The sequence below is a fragment of the Paramylibacter kogurei genome, from assembly GCF_002742285.1.
GTDB classification, from domain to species: domain Bacteria; phylum Pseudomonadota; class Alphaproteobacteria; order Rhodobacterales; family Rhodobacteraceae; genus Amylibacter; species Amylibacter kogurei.
The window spans coordinates 69020-90990 of record NZ_MDGM01000012.1; the positions used below are offsets into that span (position 1 = coordinate 69020).

At 48.6% G+C, this 21971-nt stretch carries 25 protein-coding genes and 1 riboswitch; of the genes, 15 read left to right on the plus strand and 10 right to left on the minus strand.

Features of this window, described 5'->3' with window-relative positions:
- The first annotated feature begins 3 nt into the window (after positions 1–3).
- The gene (locus BFP76_RS05780) at positions 4–723 is read left to right on the plus strand and encodes a hypothetical protein (protein WP_099592238.1); all 720 of its coding nucleotides are present in this window, start codon (positions 4–6) and stop codon (positions 721–723) included.
- Here BFP76_RS05780 and BFP76_RS05785 read toward each other — a convergent pair whose 3' ends face one another.
- The 8 genes from BFP76_RS05785 to fabA all read right to left on the minus strand — a co-directional run bounded on the left by BFP76_RS05785 (position 724) and on the right by fabA (position 7828).
- Positions 724–1923: an endonuclease/exonuclease/phosphatase family protein gene (locus BFP76_RS05785; protein ID WP_099592239.1), complete on the minus strand. Its 1200-nt coding sequence runs from the start codon at positions 1921–1923 to the stop codon at positions 724–726. It abuts the gene before it with no gap.
- The gene (locus BFP76_RS05790) at positions 1920–2903 is read right to left on the minus strand and encodes a threonine ammonia-lyase (protein ID WP_099592240.1); all 984 of its coding nucleotides are present in this window, start codon (positions 2901–2903) and stop codon (positions 1920–1922) included. Before BFP76_RS05790 ends, BFP76_RS05785 begins: the two co-directional genes overlap by 4 nt.
- Complete coding sequence (locus tag BFP76_RS05795; RefSeq protein ID WP_099592241.1) at positions 2900–3724, minus strand: alpha/beta fold hydrolase; 825 nt, start codon at positions 3722–3724, stop codon at positions 2900–2902. The genes BFP76_RS05790 and BFP76_RS05795 overlap by 4 nt, the downstream gene beginning before the upstream one ends.
- Positions 3721–4410, minus strand: a complete 690-nt coding sequence (locus BFP76_RS05800; protein WP_099592242.1) for a haloacid dehalogenase type II — start codon at positions 4408–4410, stop codon at positions 3721–3723. Before BFP76_RS05800 ends, BFP76_RS05795 begins: the two co-directional genes overlap by 4 nt.
- 68 nt (positions 4411–4478) lie before the next feature.
- Complete coding sequence (locus BFP76_RS05805; protein WP_099592243.1) at positions 4479–5255, minus strand: metalloprotease; 777 nt, start codon at positions 5253–5255, stop codon at positions 4479–4481.
- A gap of 18 nt (positions 5256–5273) precedes the next feature.
- Positions 5274–6062: an enoyl-ACP reductase FabI gene (locus BFP76_RS05810; RefSeq protein ID WP_099592244.1), complete on the minus strand. Its 789-nt coding sequence runs from the start codon at positions 6060–6062 to the stop codon at positions 5274–5276.
- 4 nt (positions 6063–6066) lie between these two features.
- Complete coding sequence (gene fabB / locus BFP76_RS05815) at positions 6067–7296, minus strand: beta-ketoacyl-ACP synthase I (protein ID WP_099592245.1); 1230 nt, start codon at positions 7294–7296, stop codon at positions 6067–6069.
- A 25-nt stretch (positions 7297–7321) separates the two neighbouring features.
- Positions 7322–7828, minus strand: coding sequence for a bifunctional 3-hydroxydecanoyl-ACP dehydratase/trans-2-decenoyl-ACP isomerase (fabA, locus tag BFP76_RS05820; RefSeq protein WP_099592246.1), 507 nt, complete (start codon positions 7826–7828; stop codon positions 7322–7324).
- A gap of 158 nt (positions 7829–7986) precedes the next feature.
- Here fabA and irrA point away from each other — a divergent pair, with 158 nt between their 5' ends.
- Positions 7987–8403, plus strand: a complete 417-nt coding sequence (irrA, locus tag BFP76_RS05825; RefSeq protein WP_099592247.1) for an iron response transcriptional regulator IrrA — start codon at positions 7987–7989, stop codon at positions 8401–8403.
- A gap of 10 nt (positions 8404–8413) precedes the next feature.
- Here the strand turns inward: irrA and BFP76_RS05830 are convergent, their stop codons facing one another.
- Positions 8414–9253 (minus strand): hypothetical protein, encoded by an 840-nt coding sequence (locus BFP76_RS05830; protein WP_099592248.1) that lies wholly within the window; start codon positions 9251–9253, stop codon positions 8414–8416.
- Positions 9254–9404: 151 nt separating this feature from the next.
- Between BFP76_RS05830 and BFP76_RS05835 the strand changes: the two genes are divergently transcribed.
- The 13 genes from BFP76_RS05835 to BFP76_RS05895 all read left to right on the plus strand — a co-directional run bounded on the left by BFP76_RS05835 (position 9405) and on the right by BFP76_RS05895 (position 20978).
- The gene (locus BFP76_RS05835) at positions 9405–9842 is read left to right on the plus strand and encodes a Ros/MucR family transcriptional regulator (RefSeq protein WP_276307901.1); all 438 of its coding nucleotides are present in this window, start codon (positions 9405–9407) and stop codon (positions 9840–9842) included.
- Between the two features lie 88 nt (positions 9843–9930).
- Positions 9931–11256, plus strand: coding sequence for a tRNA (N6-isopentenyl adenosine(37)-C2)-methylthiotransferase MiaB (gene miaB, locus BFP76_RS05840; protein ID WP_099593910.1), 1326 nt, complete (start codon positions 9931–9933; stop codon positions 11254–11256).
- 171 nt (positions 11257–11427) lie between these two features.
- Entirely contained in the window at positions 11428–11991 is a 564-nt protein-coding gene (locus BFP76_RS05845) for an OmpA family protein (RefSeq protein ID WP_099592249.1), read from the plus strand.
- The gene (locus tag BFP76_RS05850; RefSeq protein WP_099592250.1) at positions 11991–12299 is read left to right on the plus strand and encodes a hypothetical protein; all 309 of its coding nucleotides are present in this window, start codon (positions 11991–11993) and stop codon (positions 12297–12299) included. The genes BFP76_RS05845 and BFP76_RS05850 overlap by 1 nt, the downstream gene beginning before the upstream one ends.
- A 131-nt stretch (positions 12300–12430) precedes the next feature.
- Positions 12431–13450, plus strand: coding sequence for a PhoH family protein (locus BFP76_RS05855; protein WP_420818657.1), 1020 nt, complete (start codon positions 12431–12433; stop codon positions 13448–13450).
- Positions 13422–13961 (plus strand): rRNA maturation RNase YbeY, encoded by a 540-nt coding sequence (gene ybeY, locus BFP76_RS05860; RefSeq protein WP_338064500.1) that lies wholly within the window; start codon positions 13422–13424, stop codon positions 13959–13961. Before BFP76_RS05855 ends, ybeY begins: the two co-directional genes overlap by 29 nt.
- Before the next feature lie 5 nt (positions 13962–13966).
- Positions 13967–14842 (plus strand): hemolysin family protein, encoded by an 876-nt coding sequence (locus BFP76_RS05865; RefSeq protein WP_099592252.1) that lies wholly within the window; start codon positions 13967–13969, stop codon positions 14840–14842.
- Positions 14843–14846: 4 nt separating this feature from the next.
- Positions 14847–16358, plus strand: a complete 1512-nt coding sequence (gene lnt, locus BFP76_RS05870; protein WP_099592253.1) for an apolipoprotein N-acyltransferase — start codon at positions 14847–14849, stop codon at positions 16356–16358.
- A 46-nt stretch (positions 16359–16404) separates the two neighbouring features.
- A riboswitch (SAM-SAH riboswitch) is annotated at positions 16405–16453 on the plus strand.
- 4 nt (positions 16454–16457) lie between these two features.
- Positions 16458–17624: a methionine adenosyltransferase gene (metK, locus tag BFP76_RS05875; RefSeq protein ID WP_099592254.1), complete on the plus strand. Its 1167-nt coding sequence runs from the start codon at positions 16458–16460 to the stop codon at positions 17622–17624.
- A gap of 88 nt (positions 17625–17712) precedes the next feature.
- Positions 17713–18429 (plus strand): tRNA (guanosine(46)-N7)-methyltransferase TrmB, encoded by a 717-nt coding sequence (gene trmB / locus BFP76_RS05880; protein ID WP_099592255.1) that lies wholly within the window; start codon positions 17713–17715, stop codon positions 18427–18429.
- 67 nt (positions 18430–18496) lie between these two features.
- Entirely contained in the window at positions 18497–19843 is a 1347-nt protein-coding gene (aroA, locus tag BFP76_RS05885; RefSeq protein WP_099592256.1) for a 3-phosphoshikimate 1-carboxyvinyltransferase, read from the plus strand.
- Positions 19840–20475 (plus strand): (d)CMP kinase, encoded by a 636-nt coding sequence (gene cmk, locus BFP76_RS05890; RefSeq protein WP_099592257.1) that lies wholly within the window; start codon positions 19840–19842, stop codon positions 20473–20475. The genes aroA and cmk overlap by 4 nt, the downstream gene beginning before the upstream one ends.
- Positions 20476–20741: 266 nt before the next feature.
- Positions 20742–20978: an EF-hand domain-containing protein gene (locus BFP76_RS05895; protein ID WP_165775669.1), complete on the plus strand. Its 237-nt coding sequence runs from the start codon at positions 20742–20744 to the stop codon at positions 20976–20978.
- A 70-nt stretch (positions 20979–21048) separates the two neighbouring features.
- Here the strand turns inward: BFP76_RS05895 and BFP76_RS05900 are convergent, their stop codons facing one another.
- Positions 21049–21909: an EamA family transporter gene (locus BFP76_RS05900; RefSeq protein WP_099592259.1), complete on the minus strand. Its 861-nt coding sequence runs from the start codon at positions 21907–21909 to the stop codon at positions 21049–21051.
- Positions 21910–21971: the final 62 nt, after the last annotated feature.

A 21971-nucleotide genomic window follows, 5' to 3' on the forward strand; every position in this document is an offset into this window, starting at 1 on the left:
GATATGTTTCTAGCAATACCCAACGCCATCATTTCCGCCATCCCGATCTTACTTTTTGGCTTATACCTATCCTTGCCAGGATGGCATCGCGCGATCACGCCTTGGGCATTTGGGGTGACAGAGGTTGCGCCCGATATTTATTCCGACGCACCAGAGCGCGGTGCAGAGTTTGAGCGTATGGTGGCAAAGGCAAAAACAAACGCGGAAAAATTTTTCAAAACAACGCGGACAAAACCGATATATATTTTCTGCACGAAAAAACCGTGTCATGAATCATTTGGAAAATTCCCATCAGGCTTGGCGATTGGTTTTCACCGTGTGTTGATTGCCCCAAGCGGGATCAAACAAAATATTGTCAACCACGAACAAATCCATATGGAATTGCATCGATATGTGAATTCGGGAAATTTTTTGCAACCTCGGTTTCCCGCGTGGTTTGATGAAGGTCTGGCCGAACATTTATCTGGGCAACCACGGTTTTTTGCCCAAGTTTCTTCCAAGAGCAAAACAGATGTGCAAAGCGCAATCACATTTGGTGATTGGAATGGGTTGGTGCGGCGCAAAGGGCCTGCCTACGCCTATAGTGCGGCACAATCTTTGGTGACAAATATCATGCGTCAAACGGGGCGCGATGGTATGTTGGAAATAATCCAAACCACAAATTCACGTGGGGAATTTATGCGCGCCTTGCCCGATATTGCATTAAATCGTACTCGTTTTTGATCAGCTTTGATCGTCAAACAATTGCATATGCGCCATAATTTGCCCGTGGTCAGATGCCAGTTTGTTATACGGCGCCTCTGGATGTGAACCATCGGTTAGATGATCATTAAGCACGCTGAAATATTGCATTTCACCTATGCGCGCTTCGTTTTCAGGGTGGAAGTGGCGCGACATGAGTATTTGATCAATACTTTCATAAACACCGCCAAAGGCAGATGTATAAACCATGTCACGCATGCTTTTCTGAACGAAAAGTTTTTCTGCACTGATCATTCCAAATTTTTCAATCTTGCCACGAATGATTTCGTTTTCTTCATCCGAATAACGATCACTACGATTTTTGGCATCATGTCGGCGCATCCATGCATAGTTTTTAAACGGCTTTTCACCGGCGATAATTTCTGACGACACCGCATGTTCACCGTCATTATAATCCCCAAGAACCATAACTGGATTGCCAAGTGTCAATTCATCAATGATTAATTTGCGTAGCACGGCGGCCTCTGCCATGCGGCGCACAGTTGCACGCATTGCGCCCATTGCGCGGCCAAAGGGATCGTAATTAACCAAATCTGCTTCTGGTGAAAATTCAGCGCCTGCTGGTTTTAGATATTCACCCAGCTTCGATTTTAGGTGACAATTAAATACCGTTACCGTGCGATCCCCGATGGGAATTTTTGCCTTGATAATCGGGCGCGACAGGCGGGTGATTGTAAAACTTCCTGCATCGCCCCCACCAAGTTCGGGGAATTGAAAAGTAAGGGGTTTATCCAATTGTTGCACAATTTGTGGTGTCTCGGCAAAACCGTGTCGCGATAAAATTGCCAGACCTGGGCGGCGATGTCCCGGTTCACCATCATGAATGTTTGGGGCAAAAAATATCTGCGCAGGATCATATGGCTGATACAGCAATTTTTTAAAAATCGCCTTGCGATGATATCGTTTTGATTTGTCAGGAATCACATCCGCGTTGGCGGCGGTGCCACGTGCATTTGTTTCACCCACAACAGCGGTCAGAGATTCCAGATCAAAGATTTCCTGAAACCCGACAATATCTGCGTTCAAGGTGAAAAGCTGATCCGCCAACCAGTCTTGTTTCCATGCGTATTCTTCGGGGGTATAGGATTCAAAACGATAATATTCTTGATCCGCACCAATCAGGTTTTTCACGTTAAAACTGGCGATGGTGAATTGGGTCATGATTTTGCTCCGAATTTTTGCAAGGCTTGGATGAATACATCGGTGTCCACATTGCCACCTGTGGCAACGGCGATTATGTTTTCACTGTTTAATTCATCACCGTGAAATAATGCAGCGGCCAATGCGGCCGCGCCCCCTGGTTCAACTACAATGCGCAACCGTTCATAGGCAAGCGCCACGGCGTGCAGACATTCGTCTTCACTCACCACCAATCCGGCACCGCACAGGTTTTGCATGATCGGAAATGTGATTTCGCCCGGGGCTGGCGTGATAATTGCGTCGCAAATCGAACCTGATTTACGGGTGTTGGTTTCAATGTTTCCAGACATGAGCGATCGTGCCACATCGTCAAATTCTGCGGGTTCGCAAGTGCGCGTGGTGAAATTTGGCGCGGTGTCTTGCAATGCCAATGCGATCCCCGATGTCAGACCACCACCACCACAGCACACTAAAACCTCGCCCTGTTCGATCCCGTTTTCGTCTGCTTGTTGGGCGATTTCCAATCCAACTGTACCTTGCCCTGCGATTACTTGTTCATTGTCATAGGGTTTGATCAGGGTCATTTTCCCATTTTGGTTTACCTCGGCAGCGACATCATCGCGGCTTTGATTTTCGCGATCAAACAAAACCACCTCTGCGCCCAATGCGCGGGTGTTTTCGATTTTGATTTTGGGCGCATCACTTGGCATTACAATCACTGCCTTTGTGTTATGGCGCGCTGCGGCTAAGGCGACACCTTGTGCATGGTTGCCTGAAGAAAACGCGATCACACCATTGGCGCGTTGTATATCAGACAGTGCAGAAACCGCCGACCAGCCCCCACGAAATTTAAACGAGCCGGTGTGTTGCAAACATTCCGCCTTTACCCAAATTTTGCGCCCCGCAATGTCATCAAGAAACGGCGACGACAGCAGGGGTGTTTTACGCGCATGCCCGTTTAATCGCGATTGTGCTGCGCGGATCATATCAATGTTGCTCATGAAATGGCCTTTATGAATTTGTTAATCACATCCAAGGATTCAGGTTCATCCAAATATGGAATATGTGCACGATTTTTTGCTTCGACATATATCATATCAGGGCGGCGTTTTTGCATTTCTGTGACGGTATCACGCGACAAAAGATCAGAATTTTCCCCACGGATCAACGCGATGGGCTTGTCCGTAAGGGCATCGAAAAACGGCCACATATCGGGGGCGACGCTGTGATCGGCACCTTCAATCGCATCGCGCAATTTGGGATCGTATCGCAGATGCAATCCATCGGCGCGTTCTTCCCAACGATTGCGCACCTCTTGTTGCCATCTGTCGGGGGGAACATCGACAAAACCCGTTGTTATGGTGGGTAACGCGGCGGCGGCTTCGTCATAGGTTTTGAATTTTGGGCGGCGCCCCAAAAAGCCCATGATTGCGGATAATCCGTCTGGTTCCAAAACCGGCCCAATGTCATTCATCAATAACCCGCGCAAACGTGCAGGTACTGCGGCTGCCAATCCCATTCCGATTAAGCCACCGCGTGACGTTCCGATTATTCCGACATCGTACAGCCCAAGATGATCCAATAATTCCAGCGCATCTTTGCCTTCGCGCTCAATGGAATAGTTTTCGAAATTCGGATCAAAATCCGATTGCTCACGCCCGCGATAATCCATCGCAATCAAACGAGCATTGTTGATATGGGGCGTCATATAATCGAAATCTGTGCTGTTGCGGGTCAATCCAGACAGACACAATATCGGAACACCAGAACCATGTTCGCGATACGCAATTTTTAACCCATCGGAGGTTTTGAAAAACTTCATGAAAGCGTGCCAAATATTTTGGGGATATCGGTTAAATCCGACAGCACAAATTTTGGACCATGAGGTAGACGATCAACGGGTTCACCCGCACGGTTCACCCATGTGGTTTGAAACCCAAATCCAGATGCGCCCGCCACATCCCAACCGTTTGATGATACGAACAACACGTTTTCGGGTTTGCAATCAAACCAATCACAGACCAATTGATAAACGGATGCATCGGGTTTGAAAACGCCAACATCCTCCACACTTATCACTGCATCGAGTAGATCAGACAGATTTGCAGATTCCACCGCACCATCCAACATATCGGGCGAACCGTTTGATAAAATCGCCGTTTGGGTTCCTGCGGTTTTCAGCGCCGATAACATCTGCGGAACTTCGCCATAAGCTTCAAGTTCCCAATACAAATCCAACAGGCGTTGGCGCAGTGCATCATCGCCATTCAGGCCACTGTTTTCCAACGCGAAATCAAGCCCATCTTGGGTTACTTGCCAAAAATCACAGTGGTTTTTCGTGATCGCACGAAGCCATGTATATTGCAGCTGTTTCAGCCGCCAATCATTTGCAACCTTTGGCCAGACGTCTTTAAGTTTGCTGAAATTTGGTTCGGTGGCTGCCTTTCGTGCGGCGGCGGACACATCGAACAAGGTGCCATAGGCGTCGAATACGCAAACTTTGATCATCTGGAATCTCCTTTCTTCGGAGTAGAAAGGTTTTTATTCGCAGGGTCAAACGTCTTGGCGGGAAATATTTATAACCAATTCGCGAGGAAGCTGAAACCAGCGAAAAGGAAAAACGCAGCGGTCACAAGATAAGCCGCCAAAGCAATCAGCGCATGTGATTTTCGCATAGGGCGCACAACGGCGTAATGAACCGGTTGCAACGCAGATGGTAACGCGATGAGCGCAAAGCCAAGCAATAAATATGCACGCAAATAAAGAGCAAGTGCCGCCAATGCGATGCCCATGGTGATAGTGATTGCATTGGCGTATTTGGGGGCAAGTGCAAGCGCCAAAATACGTGTGCAGCGCCCGCCATCAAGTGGCCAAAGCGGGAGTAGATTGAAAAAATTCAATGCGCCGCTAAAGCTTGCAAATACCCACAAAAAATACCCTGCAGGCGGATAGATTTGATAGGCATAGGGGCTGATGAATAATGCCAGCAAGGTTGGCGCGATACATATCGCAGGCCCCAAAAGCGAGATATAAAAATCCTTGAGCGGACTGTCGGGCAATCGGTTCGATATTGCGACGCCGCCCATTAATGGGACAAGTCGAAACCGCGCATCATCATGCCCCGCCACGCGATAGGCCGCGACATGGCCAAATTCGTGGATAATCACGGTGACAATCAGCGCAGCACCAGCATATGCACCAATGAAATACACCGCACCCGCAACGGCCAAAGCACCCATAACCAATGCGTCTGGCGATGCTTCGAATGCCATTGCGCGGTTGCCCGCTGTCCAGCCCCCGCGCAAGATAAAATAAGTTACGACGCAAATGCCAAGTGCTGCGGCAATTTCCATGGAATTCCAGACTATACGTTACAGGTTTTCAGGCTGTGCCATACCCAACACGTGATAGCCGCCATCAACACAGATAATTTCACCTGTGGTGCACTCGCCGTAATCAGATGCCAAATAAACCGCTGTGCCACCAACAGATTCCAATGTGGCATTGGCGCGAAGGGGTGAATTTGCTTCTGTTGTGCGGAACGTTTTGCGTGCACCACCAATCGCGGCACCTGCAAGCGTGCGCATGGGGCCTGGGCTGATTGCATTCACACGGATTCCCTCGGGGCCCAGATCATTGGCCAAATAACGAACAGCGGATTCCAACGCGGCCTTGGCCACACCCATGACGTTGTAAAACGGAGTCACGCGATTTGAACCTTGATAAGTAAGGGTCAAAATCGTGCCGCCATCTGTCATCAACGGGCGTGCACGACGCGCAACCTCGATCAAGGAGTAACAGGAAATATCCAATGAGTTTTTGAAATTCGCGCGGGTGGTATCCGAAATACGCCCCGTCAATTCATTCTTGTCGGAATAGGCAATGGCGTGCACCAGAAAATCAATCTTGCCCCATTCTTTTTCAAGGGTGGCGAACAGATTATCAAGCGATGCATCGTCTTGAACGTCTGCCTCAACAACCACATTTGAACCAAGACTTTCGGCCAATGGTTTCACGCGTTTCCCAAAACCATCCCCTTGATAGGTAAAGGCGAGTTCAGCCCCTTGCGCCGCCATTTCGCGTGCAATGCCCCAAGCGATTGATTTGTCATTGGCAACGCCCATGATCAAACCGCGTTTTCCCTGCATTAATCCTGTCATAAGATTAGCCTTTATATTTGCTGAGCAGCATCGAACCATTCGTGCCGCCAAAACCAAAACTATTGGTCATTAATGTGTCTAATCCTGCGTTTTCCACCAATGATGTGGCGATTTCAGCGGGGTCGAGCGCGGGGTCAAGGTTTTCCACGTTGATTGATGGCGCAATGAAATCGTCTTGTAACATCAACAAACAAAAGATTGCCTCTTGTGCACCTGTGGCACCTTGGCTGTGGCCCGTCATGGATTTGGTAGAGCTGACGGGTGGTGTCGATCCTTGTCCAAAGACGCGGCGCACGGCTTCGATTTCACCAACATCGCCAACTGGTGTCGATGTGCCATGGGCGTTGATATAGCTGACTTTGCGACCCTCTGGCAGGGTTTCAAGCGCCAAGCGCATCGCGCGTTCGCCACCTTCGCCCGATGGGGCGACCATATCGTGCCCATCGGATGTTGCGGCAAACCCAGTAACCTCGGCATAGATTTTTGCACCGCGCGCAAGCGCGTGATCCAAGTCTTCCAATACGACCATGCCACCGCCACCAGCGATCACAAATCCATCGCGATCAGCGTCAAATGCGCGAGATGCCTTGGATGGGTCGTCATTGTATTTGGATGACATTGCCCCCATTGCATCAAACAGGCAAGACAGCGTCCAATCCAATTCTTCACCGCCGCCAGCGAACATTACATCCTGTTTGCCCATCATGATTTGTTCGGTTGCCGCACCAATGCAATGCAATGATGTAGAACAGGCGGAAGTGATCGAATAGTTGATGCCCTTAATTTTAAACGCAGTGGACAGGTTTGCCGAAATGGTTGAGCCCATACATTTTGGAACCGCAAATGGACCGATGCGTTTTGGCGCACCTTTTTCCAGCACGGTTTGATGCGCGGCAAACATCGCCGATGTTGATGGACCACCAGAACCCGCGATTAAACCCGTGCGCAGATTGGAAACCAAATCTTCGCCAAGTCCCGCATCGGCAATCGCTTGTTGCATCGCGATATGGGCATATGCCGCACCTGGTCCCATGAAACGCAATGTGCGTTTGTCTACATGTTCGGCGACATCAATATCGGGTTTTCCGTGAACCTGTGAGCGAAACCCACGTTCGGTATATTCAGGGGCGGCCACGATTCCTGATTTGCCAGCCTTAAGGGCAGCGGTCACTTCGGATGCGGAATTTCCGATAGACGAAACGATCCCGAGACCCGTTACAACAACTCGACGCATATGCGCTCTCCTTCGTATTGGAAGATTATTCGGCAGCGAGGCCGACTTTCATATCGCTTACTTGGTAAATCAATTCACCATCGGCTTCGACGCGGCCATTCGCAACACCGACCTTGATCTTGCGATCAATGACGCGGGTGAAATCAACGTGATATGTCAACATTTTGCGATCGGGTTTGACCATGCCGGTAAGTTTCACTTCACCAACACCCAATGCCATGCCTTTGCCAAGCATGCCGCGCCAGCCTAGGTTAAACCCAGTAAGCTGCCACAGGCCATCAAGACCAAGACAACCGGGCATAATGGGATTGCCAGGGAAATGGCATTCGAAAAACCAAAGATCGGGTTTGATGTCAAATTCAGCAACAACATGACCTTTGCCAAATTCACCACCATCAGCGGAAATATCTGTGATGCGATCCATCATCAACATGGGCGGTGCGGGCAATTGTGCATTCCCTGGGCCAAACATTTCGCCGCGTGCACATTTCAAGAGATCCTCATAGCCAAAGCTGGTTGGTCTGTCGGTCATTTTCGCCTGTTCCTTATCGTGTTTTTGTTATGCTATTCCTATCATTGGATGATTGATGCTTGCAATAGTGGGTTGAAAACAGCGGCAATGGAAAAGAATTTGAATTTCCTCGCGATTCAAGCCATATATAGATGTGCAACTTGCGGAAATGTAATGACATGACAACGGCAGCGGAACAACGCAGTTTAGAATGGTTGAAAAGTGCAGACGTGCGCCCGACACGCCAAAGGCTTGCTTTGGCTCAATTGCTAGTGGGCGATGGCGAGAACCGTCATGTCTGTGCAGAAAGCCTCCACGAGGCAGCACAGCTTGGGGAATCTTCGGTTTCCTTGGCAACGGTTTATAACACGTTGCGCGTTTTTTGTGATGCGGGCTTGATGAATGAAATCACCGTTGATGGGCATAAATCATATTTTGATACGCGGACAGATGAACACCCGCATTATTATTGGGAAAATTCATCCAAACTAACCGATGCCCCCAAAGACGCCGTTAAATTTGTTGGCTTGCCAAAGGCGCCAAATGGAACCGAAGTGGCCCGCATTGATGTGGTTATTCGATTGCGCGAAAAATAGGCGTGTTTTTTTAAAACCACTGACCAGGTTCCATAAAACCAATTTTCATCAATTGATGTGACGATTTTTCAAACGCTGCACTGCGCGACCAAGAAAGTTTTTGTATCGCTTTCGCATCAGGCGTGTTGATATGTAAATATTTTGTGGCACGAAATGATGCGATCACAATTGTCGGGCTGTTATGCCACGGCGCACCAATTGTTCCAAAATCGGCAAGGTTTCCATCCAGATTTTCGTCCAATCGCAGCCCCGGAATTGACTTGAACAGGTTCGTGCGATCAATACGCCGCCGATCGGGTGGAAAATATTCCTCTAGCCGCCATCGTAATCCTCCATAGGTTTCGACATATCGCATTGGCGTTTGATCGGCGTCTTCGCGATAATTTGCAAAATACCCAGATTCATCGAACAACCAATAATCGTTGGCATAGCCACAGGATTTTGGGGGATTTTTTTCCGTGTAAAGATCAACAATCGTACCCGCCATGCTTATTCTGCGTTCTTCGTCTGCAAAAATAAGAAAATCGGTAATGCTGCGCGTTTCACAAAATGGATAATAAATAAATTCACCGTTAAAACAGTGAAAAATCCATTGGTTTGGAAAAGCTTTGATGACCATATTTAAAAATGTCGAAATCGCATTTGTACGATCTGGATCGTAATCAAAAATATGAATGCTTTCGTCAGTGTTCAATTCTTGTGTCGTCAACATTGTGCCCGCCACAAAAATATTTGAAAAACCAACATTGCGCAGATGTGCAACCGTATCGACAAGCCCGATATTATCTTCGGCAAAGACGATCCCAATCGGGCCGGATTTTAGGCGTATATTCGAAAAAACAACATTCATGACGCATTCTTTAGTGGGTTTGATGATCGATGAAAACCACCACTTTGATGAATAATTTCACCAAGCATAAACGAGAAATCCAATTCAGCGAACTTGAAACAATAAAAAGATAACTTAACTAATCTGTATTGATGGTCTGGGGAGTATTGTTGTGAAAGTTGAATTTTTTAACGCGAATGAAGAAGAAATTACCGTGTCTGACACATCCGATCTGGTTGCGCAGACCGCCCAGATCGTTTCGTCGTTTTTAAATTCAAACAAGGTTCCTGCAAATGAGCTGCCTTGTTTAATTAAATCCGTCCATCAGACCTTGGAACAATTGGCGCAAAGCGCAACAAAAGACCGCGAAACACAATCCCCTGCCGTTGCAATCGAGGAATCAGTAACGCCTGATCACATTATTTGCCTTGAGGATGGAAAACCGTTCAAAATGTTGAAAAAACATCTGATGGCGGTTTACGGCATGACCCCAGAACAATACCGCACAAAGTGGCGTTTGGCGCATGATTACCCGATGGTTGCGCCAAATTACGCGATGAAACGCCAAGAATTGGCGAAAAAAAGCGGTTTGGGGCGCAAACGCAGCTAAACATTTGCAAGCAAAGTTGCGTCTTTTTCGCAAGGGGTATATGGGCAGTGTCACTGTGCGTATGCGCAACTAGATGCGGGAATCCAAAATGTCTGAACCAAAAAAGCTTTTCGTCAAAACCTATGGCTGCCAGATGAATGTCTATGATTCAGAGCGCATGGTTTCTGCACTTGGCTCTGATGGCTATACCGAGGTGGATACTCCCGAAGATGCGGATATGATTTTATTAAATACCTGTCATATCCGCGAAAAAGCAGCAGAGAAAATATATTCCGAATTGGGTCGGTTTCGCCCGCTTAAAAACGCGAAACCCGATTTGAAGATTGGCGTCACAGGTTGTGTGGCACAGGCCGAAGGTCAAGAAATTATCGCACGCCAACCGATGGTTGATTTGGTTGTGGGGCCACAGGCCTATCACCGTTTGCCCGATATGGCGGCCAAGGTGGGGAACGGCAAAACGCTGGTCGATACCGATTTTCCAGAGGAAGATAAATTTGATCACTTGCCACGTGGCCCAAAAATGAAACGCGCACCTTCTGCGTTTTTAACGGTGCAGGAGGGGTGTGATAAATTCTGTGCGTTTTGTGTTGTGCCATATACACGCGGGGCAGAGGTATCGCGCCCAGCTGAAAAAATCATGGCAGAGGCACGTGATCTGGTGGAACGCGGCGTGCGTGAAATCACGTTGTTGGGTCAAAACGTAAATGCCTATCACGGCGCTGGGCCTGATGGCGTTTGGTCGCTTGCACGTCTGATTACTGAATTGGCAAAGATTGAAAATTTGCTGCGCATTCGTTTCACAACATCACATCCCAATGACATGGATCAGGATTTGATCGATGCACATGGGACGCTGGATAAATTGATGCCCTATTTGCATTTACCAGTGCAGGCCGGTTCGGATAAAATCCTAAAGGCAATGAATCGCAAACACACCGCAGAAAGCTATTTCGCATTGATCGAAAATATCCGTGCGGCACGTCCAGACATCGCGTTGTCAGGCGATTTTATTGTCGGCTTTCCCGGTGAAACAGAAGAAGATTTTCAGGCCACTTTGGATTTGTGTGAAAAGGTGCGTTATGCGCAAGCCTATTCATTTAAATATTCCGAGCGCCCAGGAACGCCCGCCGCTGATCGTAAAACACAAGTGCCCGAAGATGTGAAATCCGAACGTCTGGCACGCCTACAAGCGTTGTTGTCAAAACACCAAGCAGAGTTCCAAGAAAGCTTGGTTGGAAAAACCATTCCAGTGTTGCTTGAAAAACACGGTCGCCTTGATGGGCAGTTGATCGGGCGTTCAGAATATCTTTTGCCTGTTCATGTTTTGGCAAATGCAGAAAAAATAGGCACGATTATCAATGTAAAAGTTGAACGTTCCGATCGAAATTCGCTCTCTGCGCGAGAGGTCGAATAAATTTTTGATGCGTGAGCTGCCGAAAAGGATAGCGCAAAACATTAAGTATTTAAAAACGTATCATTTATACATAGTATTAGGTTCAAGGCTTGGTAACGGGGATAATTCTTATGGCAATTTTGAGCCTAAATGTTTACAAGGTCTTGACGTCTTTCAATAGGGGCTAAAAACGTGAGAAAAAATATAGGTAAAATGGCAATTCTGGCTGTTGCAGGCACATTTGTTTCTGGTGCTGTATTTGCACAATCAGATTTGACTGAAACTTATGTTCCAACAATCTGGGTTGATCCAGATGGTTGCGAACATTGGGTGTTTGATGATGGCTTTGAAGGTTTTATGACGCCAAACGTAACACGCGACGGACTTCCAGTATGTCAACGTGGTTCATTGTGTTTGGTTGAAAATAGCGATCAACTTTTCCAAACAGGATCAGCTGTGATTAGCGCAAACGGGCGCGCATCATTGGAAGAATTTTTCAAAACACAAAATTCTGCAGAATATTTAATTAGTGGGCATACTGACTCTGACGGTGGCGATGCGTATAACATGTCGCTTGGTCAACGTCGCGCAGATGCGGTTGCCGAAATTGCACGATCAGTTGGCGCAGGTGTCACAAAAACACGTAGCTATGGCGAACGTGTACCTGTTGCATCGAACGACACTGCCGAGGGTAAAGCACAAAACCGCCGCGTGGAAATTCAATGTGCCGCTGAAACATACGGAGGCAAATTATAATGTATAAATCAATTTTTATCGCCGCGGCCGCGACACTTGCACTGGCAGGCTGTGAAGGTGGCTCCGTTGGTGGGGTTCAAGACAAAACCAAAGACTATGGTATTGATGCCAAAGGTTTGGAACAGCTAAAAGCGGGTATCTGGGTTGATCCACATGGGTGTGACCACTGGATCATTGATGATGGCACCGAAGGATATTTGTCTGCGCGTCTTGGCCCTGATGGCAAACCTGTTTGTTCAGGCATCGCCGTGCCAAATACCGCAACCGGTGGCTATAAATCTGGTTCAAACGTATTTGACCCAATCTAAGCGATTGCTGATATGAATTTTAAGGGTCGCATTTTTGCGGCCCTTTTATTTTGATCTTTGGCTTGCGTCGTTCACATGGTTGGGGCAACATTGAATCAAACGAAATGATATTCAAAGAAAGGTTTGTCGATTTGACAACAGATACAATGACCCCTGCATCCAACGCAGGCGCGCCAACCGACGTTGTTCTGAACTTTCCTGATAACCGATTGTTAATTGACCTCTGTGGTGAATTTGACAAAAACCTGACCCAAATCGAAGCCGCATTGCAGGTTAAAATTATCCGACGTGGTAATGAATTGGCACTGGTGGGTGAAATGCAGCCCACAGCAGATGCTGCACAGGTATTGCAACAGCTTTACGAACGTTTGGAAAAGGGCAAGGATCTTGAAACGGGCGATATTGATGGTGTTATTCGCATGCGCCAATCGGTGCAAGGCACAGGTGTGCGCGATGGCGATCAAATCGAAATGTTCAAAGGTGGCGGGATGGAAATCCGCACGCGCAAAAAAACCGTTGAACCGCGTACTGTCACCCAAGGTAAATTTGTTCAACACCTCTTCGAAGAAGAATTGGTGTTTGGTTTAGGGCCGGCAGGGACAGGTAAAACCTATCTTGCGGTTGCGGTTGCTGTGTCGATGTTCATTGATGGGCTGGTTGATAAAATCATCCTATCGCGCCCCGCGGTCGAAGCGGGTGAACGGCTTGGTTTTTTGCCAGGTGATATGAAAGACAAAGTCGATCCATATATGCAGCCATTATATGATGCGTTGAACGATTTTTTGCCGGGAAAACAACTGGCAAAATTGATCGAAGAGAAACAAATCGAAATTGCACCATTGGCGTTTATGCGTGGGCGTACATTGTCAAATGCCTTTGTCGTTTTGGACGAGGCGCAAAATGCGACAACGATGCAAATGAAAATGTTTCTTACCCGTCTTGGTGAAGGGTCGCGCATGGCCATAACCGGTGACACCAGTCAAATAGATTTGCCGCGCGGTGTGAAATCAGGCTTGGTCGAGGCGGAAACCGTTCTGCGCGATGTCAAAGGCATCGGGTTTGTGAAATTCAAAGCAGAAGACGTAGTACGTCACCCAATGGTTGCCAAAATCATCAAAGCTTATGATGCAAATTCTGATCGCAATGGCTGACATCTGTGAATTGGATATCGACGATCCGCGTTGGAATGACATCGAAATAGAGAAACTTGCCGAAACTGCATTTGCCAGTGTGTTAAAGCATCACAAATTGGGTGCAGATTGGCAAATTGGTGTTTTGGCCTGTTCTGATGATCGTATTGCCGAATTGAACGATACCTATCGCGATAAAAACAAAGCAACGAATGTTTTATCTTGGCCAAATTTTGATCTAAGCCCCGCAAACGCTGGCGAAATACCGCCACCCACAGGGTTTGATGACAGTCTGGGCGATATTGCTATTTCGTATGATACTTGTGTTCAAGAAGCGCAACTGGGCGGAATTGCGGTGCAATCGCATTTAACGCATTTGTTAATACATAGTTGTTTACATTTGCTTGGATATGATCATGAAACTGATGCAGATGCTCAACGCATGGAAAATTTGGAAACTGAGCTACTTGCAAAACTGGGTATAGATGACCCATATAAGAACGGCGCCGATGGTGGCGTGCATTTCGGATAGGAGCCATGGGCGACACAACTGACGGATCTTCTAGCGCAGCGCAGCGCGCGCAAACGCAAGTTGAACAGAAAAAAGGCGGATTTTTGAAACGCCTCTTTGCACCCTCTGAAACCACAGAGATCGTGCAGCATCACACACATGAACATATCACAATCATGCCAGCGGGTGGTTTGGGTAATCTGCGCAATTTACGCGTGGACGATGTGGCGATCCCGCGCCCCGATATTGTGGCCGTGGGCAATGATATCGATTTGGACGGTTTGGTCGATGTGTTTCGCGACAGCGGATATTCACGCGTGCCTGTATACAATGAAACGCTGGATGAACCTTTGGGGATGATCCATCTGAAAGATGTTGCATTGAAACACGGCTTTAACGGTAAAACCCGTCAGTTCAATGTTGAAAAAATGATGCGCCCATTATTGTTTGCCCCGCCATCCATGCCCATTGGCGTGTTGTTGCAAAAAATGCAAACGGATCGATTGCATATGGCTTTGGTGATTGACGAATACGGCGGTGTTGACGGCTTGGTCACCATCGAGGATTTGGTTGAACAGGTTGTCGGGGAAATTGCCGATGAACATGACGCCAAAGAAGACGAACCATGGGTCGAAGAAAAAACAGGTGTTTATTTGGTGCAAGCGCGCGCCGATCTGGAAGATTTCGAAAAAGTTCTGGGTGTTGATCTGCTTAACGATACAGAGGATGAAGACATCGACACGATGGGTGGCTTGGTGTTTATGCTATCAGGGCGCGTCCCCACACGCGGCGAAGTGATTTCGCATCCATCTGGATATGAATTTGAAATTGTAGAGGCCGATCCGCGCAGCATCAAAAAATTGCGTGTCTTTAAAAACAGCAAATCTCCTGCGCAAGGATAACCATGTGATCAGCTTGGCGGAACTTTCGCAAAAACTGTGGGGTTCACGTTTTGCCAGCGTGGGATTGGGGTTGGTCTTGGCGCTCGCGCATGTGCCATTTTCAATCTTCCCTTTGATGTTTGTTGCAATTCCCATTGTGGGACAAATGTTTCTGTATTGTCCAAAACCACGACAAGCGTTTGGCATGGGGTGGTTTGTTGGGTTCGGTTATTTTGCGTTAAACTTGCATTGGATTGTTGAACCTTTTCTGGTGGAGCCAGAAATATTTGGATGGTTGGCGCCATTTGCGTTGTTCTTAATGGCGGCAGGGGCAGCATTATTTTGGGCGGTTCCATTTGGGCTGGCGAAACGGTTTGGGCGCGATCACGTGTCACAAATTATCCTGTTGGCCTGTCTATGGACCGTTAGCGAATATTTACGCAGCTTTATTTTCACAGGGTTCCCGTGGTCATTGCTGGCCTATGTTTGGATTGATACACCACTGGCGCAAATCTTTGCCTTTGTTGGGGTTCATGGTGCAGGGTTAATCACGCTATTGATTTTATTCATCCCTGTGATGATGACACGAAAGATGCTGGCTGCAGCGTTTGCAACAGCATTGATCGGCATCATTGCAATCCTTGGTTGGTTGCGCATGCCAGATCACGCACCAAATCATGCCAGCGATACAATTGTGCGCATGGTGCAACCCAATGCAGAACAGCATATGAAATGGCGCCCCGATATGATTGAGGTGTTTTTTGATCGTGGGGTTTCTTATACATCTGCTCGGACATCGCGCCGCCCCGATGTTGTGATCTGGCCGGAAACCAGTCTGCCGTTTTTGCTTGGCCATGATCATCAGGCATTACAAGTTGTGGCAGACGCCGCTGGTGATGCTTCGGTCATTGCGGGAATTCGCCGCGTTGATGACAATGGCGGATATAATTCGCTGGTATATCTTGATCCGCGCGGGGGTGTTACGGCCGTTTATGACAAACATCATTTGGTGCCGTTTGGGGAATACCTTCCATTTGATGCACTGTTTTCAAAAATTGGGCTGAGCGCGATTGCCGACAATATCGGTGGGTTCAGTGCAGGCACCGGACCACGTGTGATCAATGGAAACAACGTGCCCGATTTTTTACCGCTGATATGTTACGAGGCAATTTTTCCATATAGCACACATACAAATACCCGCCCCGAATGGATGGTGCATATCACCAACGATGCTTGGTTTGGCACGTTTTCAGGCCCCTATCAACATCTGGCACAAACCAAGGCGCGCGCAATTGAAACCGGTTTGCCCATCGCGCGTGCGGCGAATACAGGTGTGTCTGGTATGATTGATCCCTATGGGCGCATGGTGAAATCGCTGGAACTTGGTCAATCGGGCTACGTTGATGTGGCGCTACCTGCATCGATTGGCAAAACCGTTTATGCATATGTTGGTGAATGGCTCTGGCTTTGCTTTGCTGGACTGCTGGCCTTGTGTTGTTTGTTGCCCGCAACCAGAACACAAAGCAGCGCACGGTGATATTATTAGATTGACCATCCGAGATGGGCAATCTAGTCAGGGAAGATCAGCCCCACAACGGCTTCCTGACGTGGTGGTATTACAATATTGGAGCGTTATATGTCCCGTAAGAATTATTTGTTCACCTCGGAATCCGTGTCCGAAGGTCATCCCGATAAAGTGTGCGATCGCATTTCTGATGCCATTCTAGACGCCTTTATCGGCGAAGAAGAAATGGCACGCGTTGCCTGTGAAACATTCGCCACAACTGATCGTGTTGTGATTGGTGGCGAAGTTGGGCTTTCCACCCCAGAAAAACTTGATGAATTCATGGGGCGGGTTGAAGGCATCGCGCGCGAATGTGTGCGTGATATCGGCTATGAACAAGATGGGTTTCATTACGCCAATTTTGAATTACAGAACTACCTGCACGCACAATCCGCCCATATCGCACAAGGCGTTGACAAAGATGGCGCAGGTGATCAGGGGATCATGTTTGGTTATGCGGTTGATGAAACCAGTGAATTGATGCCTGCACCAATTCAATATTCCCATGCAATTTTGCGCAATCTTGCGCATGCACGTAAATCTGGTGAGGCATCCGTATTAGGCCCGGATTCCAAATCACAGCTTTCTGTGAAATACGAAGATGGCAAACCAATTGGTGTTACATCCATCGTATTGTCGACACAGCATTTGGATGAAAACATGTCATCCGCAGATGTACGCGATGTGGTGGAACCATATATTCTGAAAACCTTGCCCGATGGCTGGGTCACGCCCCAAACCGAATGGCATGTGAACCCAACCGGCAAATTTGTTATCGGTGGCCCCGATGGCGATGCGGGTCTGACGGGTCGTAAAATCATCGTTGATACATATGGCGGTGCTGCACCCCATGGTGGTGGCGCGTTTAGCGGCAAAGACCCAACCAAGGTTGATCGCTCTGCCGCCTATGCCGCGCGTTATTTGGCGAAAAATGTTGTTGCTGCTGGTTTGGCGAAACGTTGCACAATTCAGGTGTCATATGCGATTGGCGTGGCAAAACCATTGTCGATTTATTGCGATACTTACGGCACTGGCGAAGTCAGCGAAGCCGCGATTGAAAAGGCCGTTTCACAAGCGTTTGATTTAACCCCACGTGGGATTATCGAACATTTGCAACTGCGCCGCCCGATTTACCAACGCACCGCGGCCTATGGCCATTTTGGCCGTGCGCCAACGGATGATGGCGGGTTTAGCTGGGAAAAGACCGATCTGGTGGATGCGTTGAAACGCGCAGTCTAATAAATTTCGGGCGGGTCTTTCCCGCCCTTATTTTTGCATATGCGCAAGGTTCTAGACCTTGCCACGCACCTGCGTTATAGCCCCCATCATGAGAGACAAACACACATCAGGCGCCCCTTGGCGCAATTTTTATGGCCGGATCAAGGGCAAAGGCCTGCGCGACAGCCAAGAACGCTATTTGGCCGAAGATTTGGGAAAGCTCGCACCAAGCGGCGTGACATGGGATGAAAACCCAGATCGCAATCTTGCCGATTTAACAACGTGGTTTGGCGATGATCGCGATGTCTGGCTAGAGGTCGGATTTGGCGGCGGCGAACATATGGTGCATCAGGCGGCGAATAATCCCGATGTTGGCATTATTGGATGTGAACCTTACATCAACGGTGTTGCGATGTTGCTGGGTAAAATCCGTGATGCTGGCGTTGAAAACGTCAAGGTTCACGCAGGTGATGCACGTGATATGATGGATGTCTTGCCCGAAAATTCAATCAGCCGTGCGTTTTTGCTCTATCCTGATCCATGGCCGAAAAAGAAACATCATCGTCGCCGGTTCGTAACCCCAGAACATCTTGAGCCATTGGCCAAAGTGTTGAAATCAGGCGCGATTTTTCGTGTCGCCACCGATATCGAAGATTACGTGCGCCAAACCTTGGAACAGGTTTTGGCCAGTGGTGAATTTGATTGGCTAGCCGAAGGTCCCGATGATTGGCGCAAATCCTGGGATGATTGGATTTCCACGCGTTACGAGCTGAAAGCATTGCGCGAAGGGCGCACACCACATTATCTGACATTTCGCAAACGCTAGGCCTGTCGGTTCTGGACGCGATTGACAAGCTGGGCTAGTAAGAACGCGCTGAAATAAAGGAAATACAATGTCTGGCCACGGTACCCCCATCCCAATGACCTCGCGCGCATCTGGTGCGCTTACTGGAACGGCCAATGTCCCGGGCGATAAATCGGTTTCGCACCGCTCTTTGATCCTTGGTGCCTTGGCGGTTGGGCAAACCCATGTGACAGGTTTGCTGGAAGGGCAGGATGTTCTGGACACGGCCAAGGCGATGGCCGCATTTGGCGCGGATGTAAAACGTTTGGGTGATGGTGAATGGACAATCAATGGCGTTGGTGTTGGTGGCTTTGCCGAACCAGAAGATGTGATTGATTGTGGCAATGCGGGCACTGGTGTGCGCCTGATTATGGGTGCGATGGCAACCAGCCCAATCAATGCGACATTTACAGGTGACGCAAGCTTACGATCACGCCCCATGGGGCGGATTACCGAACCCCTTGCGCTGTTTGGTGCACAGGCTGTGGGCCGCGCCAAAGGATTGTTGCCATTAACAATGGTTGGTGCGCAAAACCCGATGCCCGTGCGATACACATCCCCACATCCATCAGCGCAAATTAAATCCGCAGTATTGCTGGCGGGCTTGAATGTGGCGGGTGATACCGTGTTGATTGAAAAGGAAAAAACCCGCGATCATTCTGAACGTATGTTGCGTGGGTTTGGTGCGGATGTAACCACGGTTGAAACGGATGACGGTTTTGAAATCACCCTAAAAGGCCAACCTGAATTAAAGGCGCAAACCATCGCCGTGCCACGCGATCCAAGCTCTGCTGCATTTCCTGTTTGTGCGGCCTTGATTGTCGAAGGTTCGGATATCCTTGTGCCCAATATCGGGTTGAACCCAACCCGCGCTGGGCTGTTCACCACTTTGGTTGAAATGGGCGCGGATATTACATTTGAAAATAAACGCGAAGAGGGCGGCGAACCCGTTGCTGATTTGCGCGTTCGTGCCAGCAAATTAACGGGCGTCGAGGTACCACCAGAACGCGCACCCAGCATGATCGACGAATACCCGATCCTGTCAGCTGTGGCCGCATTTGCCAGCGGAAAAACCGTGATGCGTGGCGTCAAAGAGTTGCGGGTTAAGGAATGCGACCGCATTGATGCGATGGCTCGTGGGTTGGAAGCAAATGGCGTGAAAATCGAAGAGGGCGACGATTTTTTAATCGTACACGGCCAAGACGGAAGCGTGCGCGGCGGGGGTACTTGTGCCACGCATTTGGATCATCGCATTGCGATGTCATTTCTGTGTATGGGGCTGGCGACGCAAGAACCTGTGAGCGTTGATGACGGTGGGGCAATCATGACAAGTTTCCCAATATTTCAAGAGCTTATGAGCGATTTAGGGGCGCAGATTACGCGCAACAACCGATGAGCTTTACCGTCGCCATTGATGGTCCAGCGGCGGCGGGTAAGGGCACGATTGCCCGTGCATTGGCGGATCATTTTGGATTTGCATATCTTGATACGGGATTGCTGTACCGCGCGGTTGGGCGCAAGGTTTTGGATGCGGATCAGCCCCTGACAGATACCGTATTTGCATTGAAAATGGCGCAAGGATTACACGAATCTGATCTATTGCGCGATGACCTGCGCAATATGGAAACGGCCACCGCGGCAAGCGCTGTTGCGGCGATGGGTGATGTGCGCAAAGCATTGGTTTCATTCCAAAAAAGCTTTGCCAAGCGCGATGGCGGTGCGGTGCTGGATGGGCGCGATATTGGCACGGTGATTTGCCCCGATGCGGATGTGAAACTGTTCGTGACAGCCAGCGAAGACGTGCGCGCAGAGCGACGATATAAAGAGTTGTCAGCCAAGGGTGATGACACCAGTTTTGACGCGGTTTTAAGTGCGTTAAAAGCGCGTGATGCACAGGATGCAAAACGCGATGTTGCACCAATGGTGCAGGCGGATGATGCGGTGTTGATTGATACGTCAAACATGTCGATTGCGGATGCGTTGGCGGCGGCGGTTGATGTTGTGAACAAAACGTATAAATCCGCTTAAACCCCTAAAATCATTGAAAATATACGGTATGACAACCGTCGGACAGGTGTCGGACATCCGTGGGACATGTGGCGGACGGGTTTGCCCGCCAAAATGCGCCATTTTTGGCCGACAAATCGCGGCAATGAGCCAAAATATGCCTGTGATTTTTCACACCCAAAAAATAGATTTTGCAGTTTCCAAAAATGAGATTAATGATCCGATTTAAGATCAGCATTTTGATCTTGGCGTGGGTGATTCCCCGCCTTTTCATATCGGAGAAAAACATGAAAAAAGCTGCTGTTGTATTGCTTGCAATGGTAATGGGTACTGCTGCGTTTGCAGCGGAATTCGCGGTGATGGACACAGACCAAGACGGTGCATTGTCCGTTACTGAATTCGAAGCTGCGTACCCTGATGCGGACGAAGATTTGTTTGGTGCAATCGACACCAACACAGATGGTAGCCTGGACGAAGTAGAAATCGCGGCGGCGATTGGCGAGGAACTTTTATCCGCCGAATAACGATTGGCGCTGACAAATATCAACGGGTGTTGAATTTTGTCAGTAACAGTTGAAAGATGTCAAACCCCTGTCACGATGTGGCAGGGGTTTTTTGTGTGCGCGTTGCGATTTGTAAGCTGATAACAATGATGATGATGCCAAAGATTTGGATAATGGAGAGAGCTTGCTCCAAGAACCACCATCCGAGCAGCACCGCAGCAAGGGGGCTGAGATATCCTAAGCTTGAAACGATGTTTGGGCTGATTCGCGAAATTCCGCGAAACCAGAGAACATATGTTAGTGCAGCGCCAATTAAGCCAAGATAAGCAAAGCCAAACATATTGCGCAATGTCAGAGCTGGCAGCGCGGGTTCAAAGAACAGCGCGATTGGAAGTAGTATAATCCCGCCTGAGGACAATTGCCACGCGGTAAAAGTAAGAAGTGACACAGGTGGTTGCCATTTCCGAGTTAATACTGTGCCAAGCGCCATAGATATCGCACCCGCCAAGCCAGCAAGGATACCAATTGGATCAAGCGTAGCAGAGGGCCCAAGTATTAAAAACGCAACGCCAACAATTCCAAGAAGGGACGCAAAAATAGCGGTTGGCCGAACTTGATTTCCAAAAATTGCGCGCATCAGAAATATTATGATCAAGGGTTGAATTGCGCCAACCGTTGCTGCGACCCCGCCAGGCAAACGATACGCTGCGATGAAAAGCATTCCCCAAAATATTGCGAAATTCAGTGCGCCAAGAATGAACATTCTGCCCCACCAAATGCCGCGTGGTAATTGGCGCACCAATAGCAATATCAACAACCCAGCAGGTAATGCCCGCAACATTGCGACGGTCAATGGATAACCCGCGGGCAAAAATTCAGTGGTAACAATATAGGTGCTGCCCCAGATGATTGGAGCGATTGCGGTAAGCATGAGATCAAGTGGTTTGGTCATTGCTGATTCCCTTATCTTGACGTCAAGATAACTATTTTTAACTTGACGTCAAGATATATCCT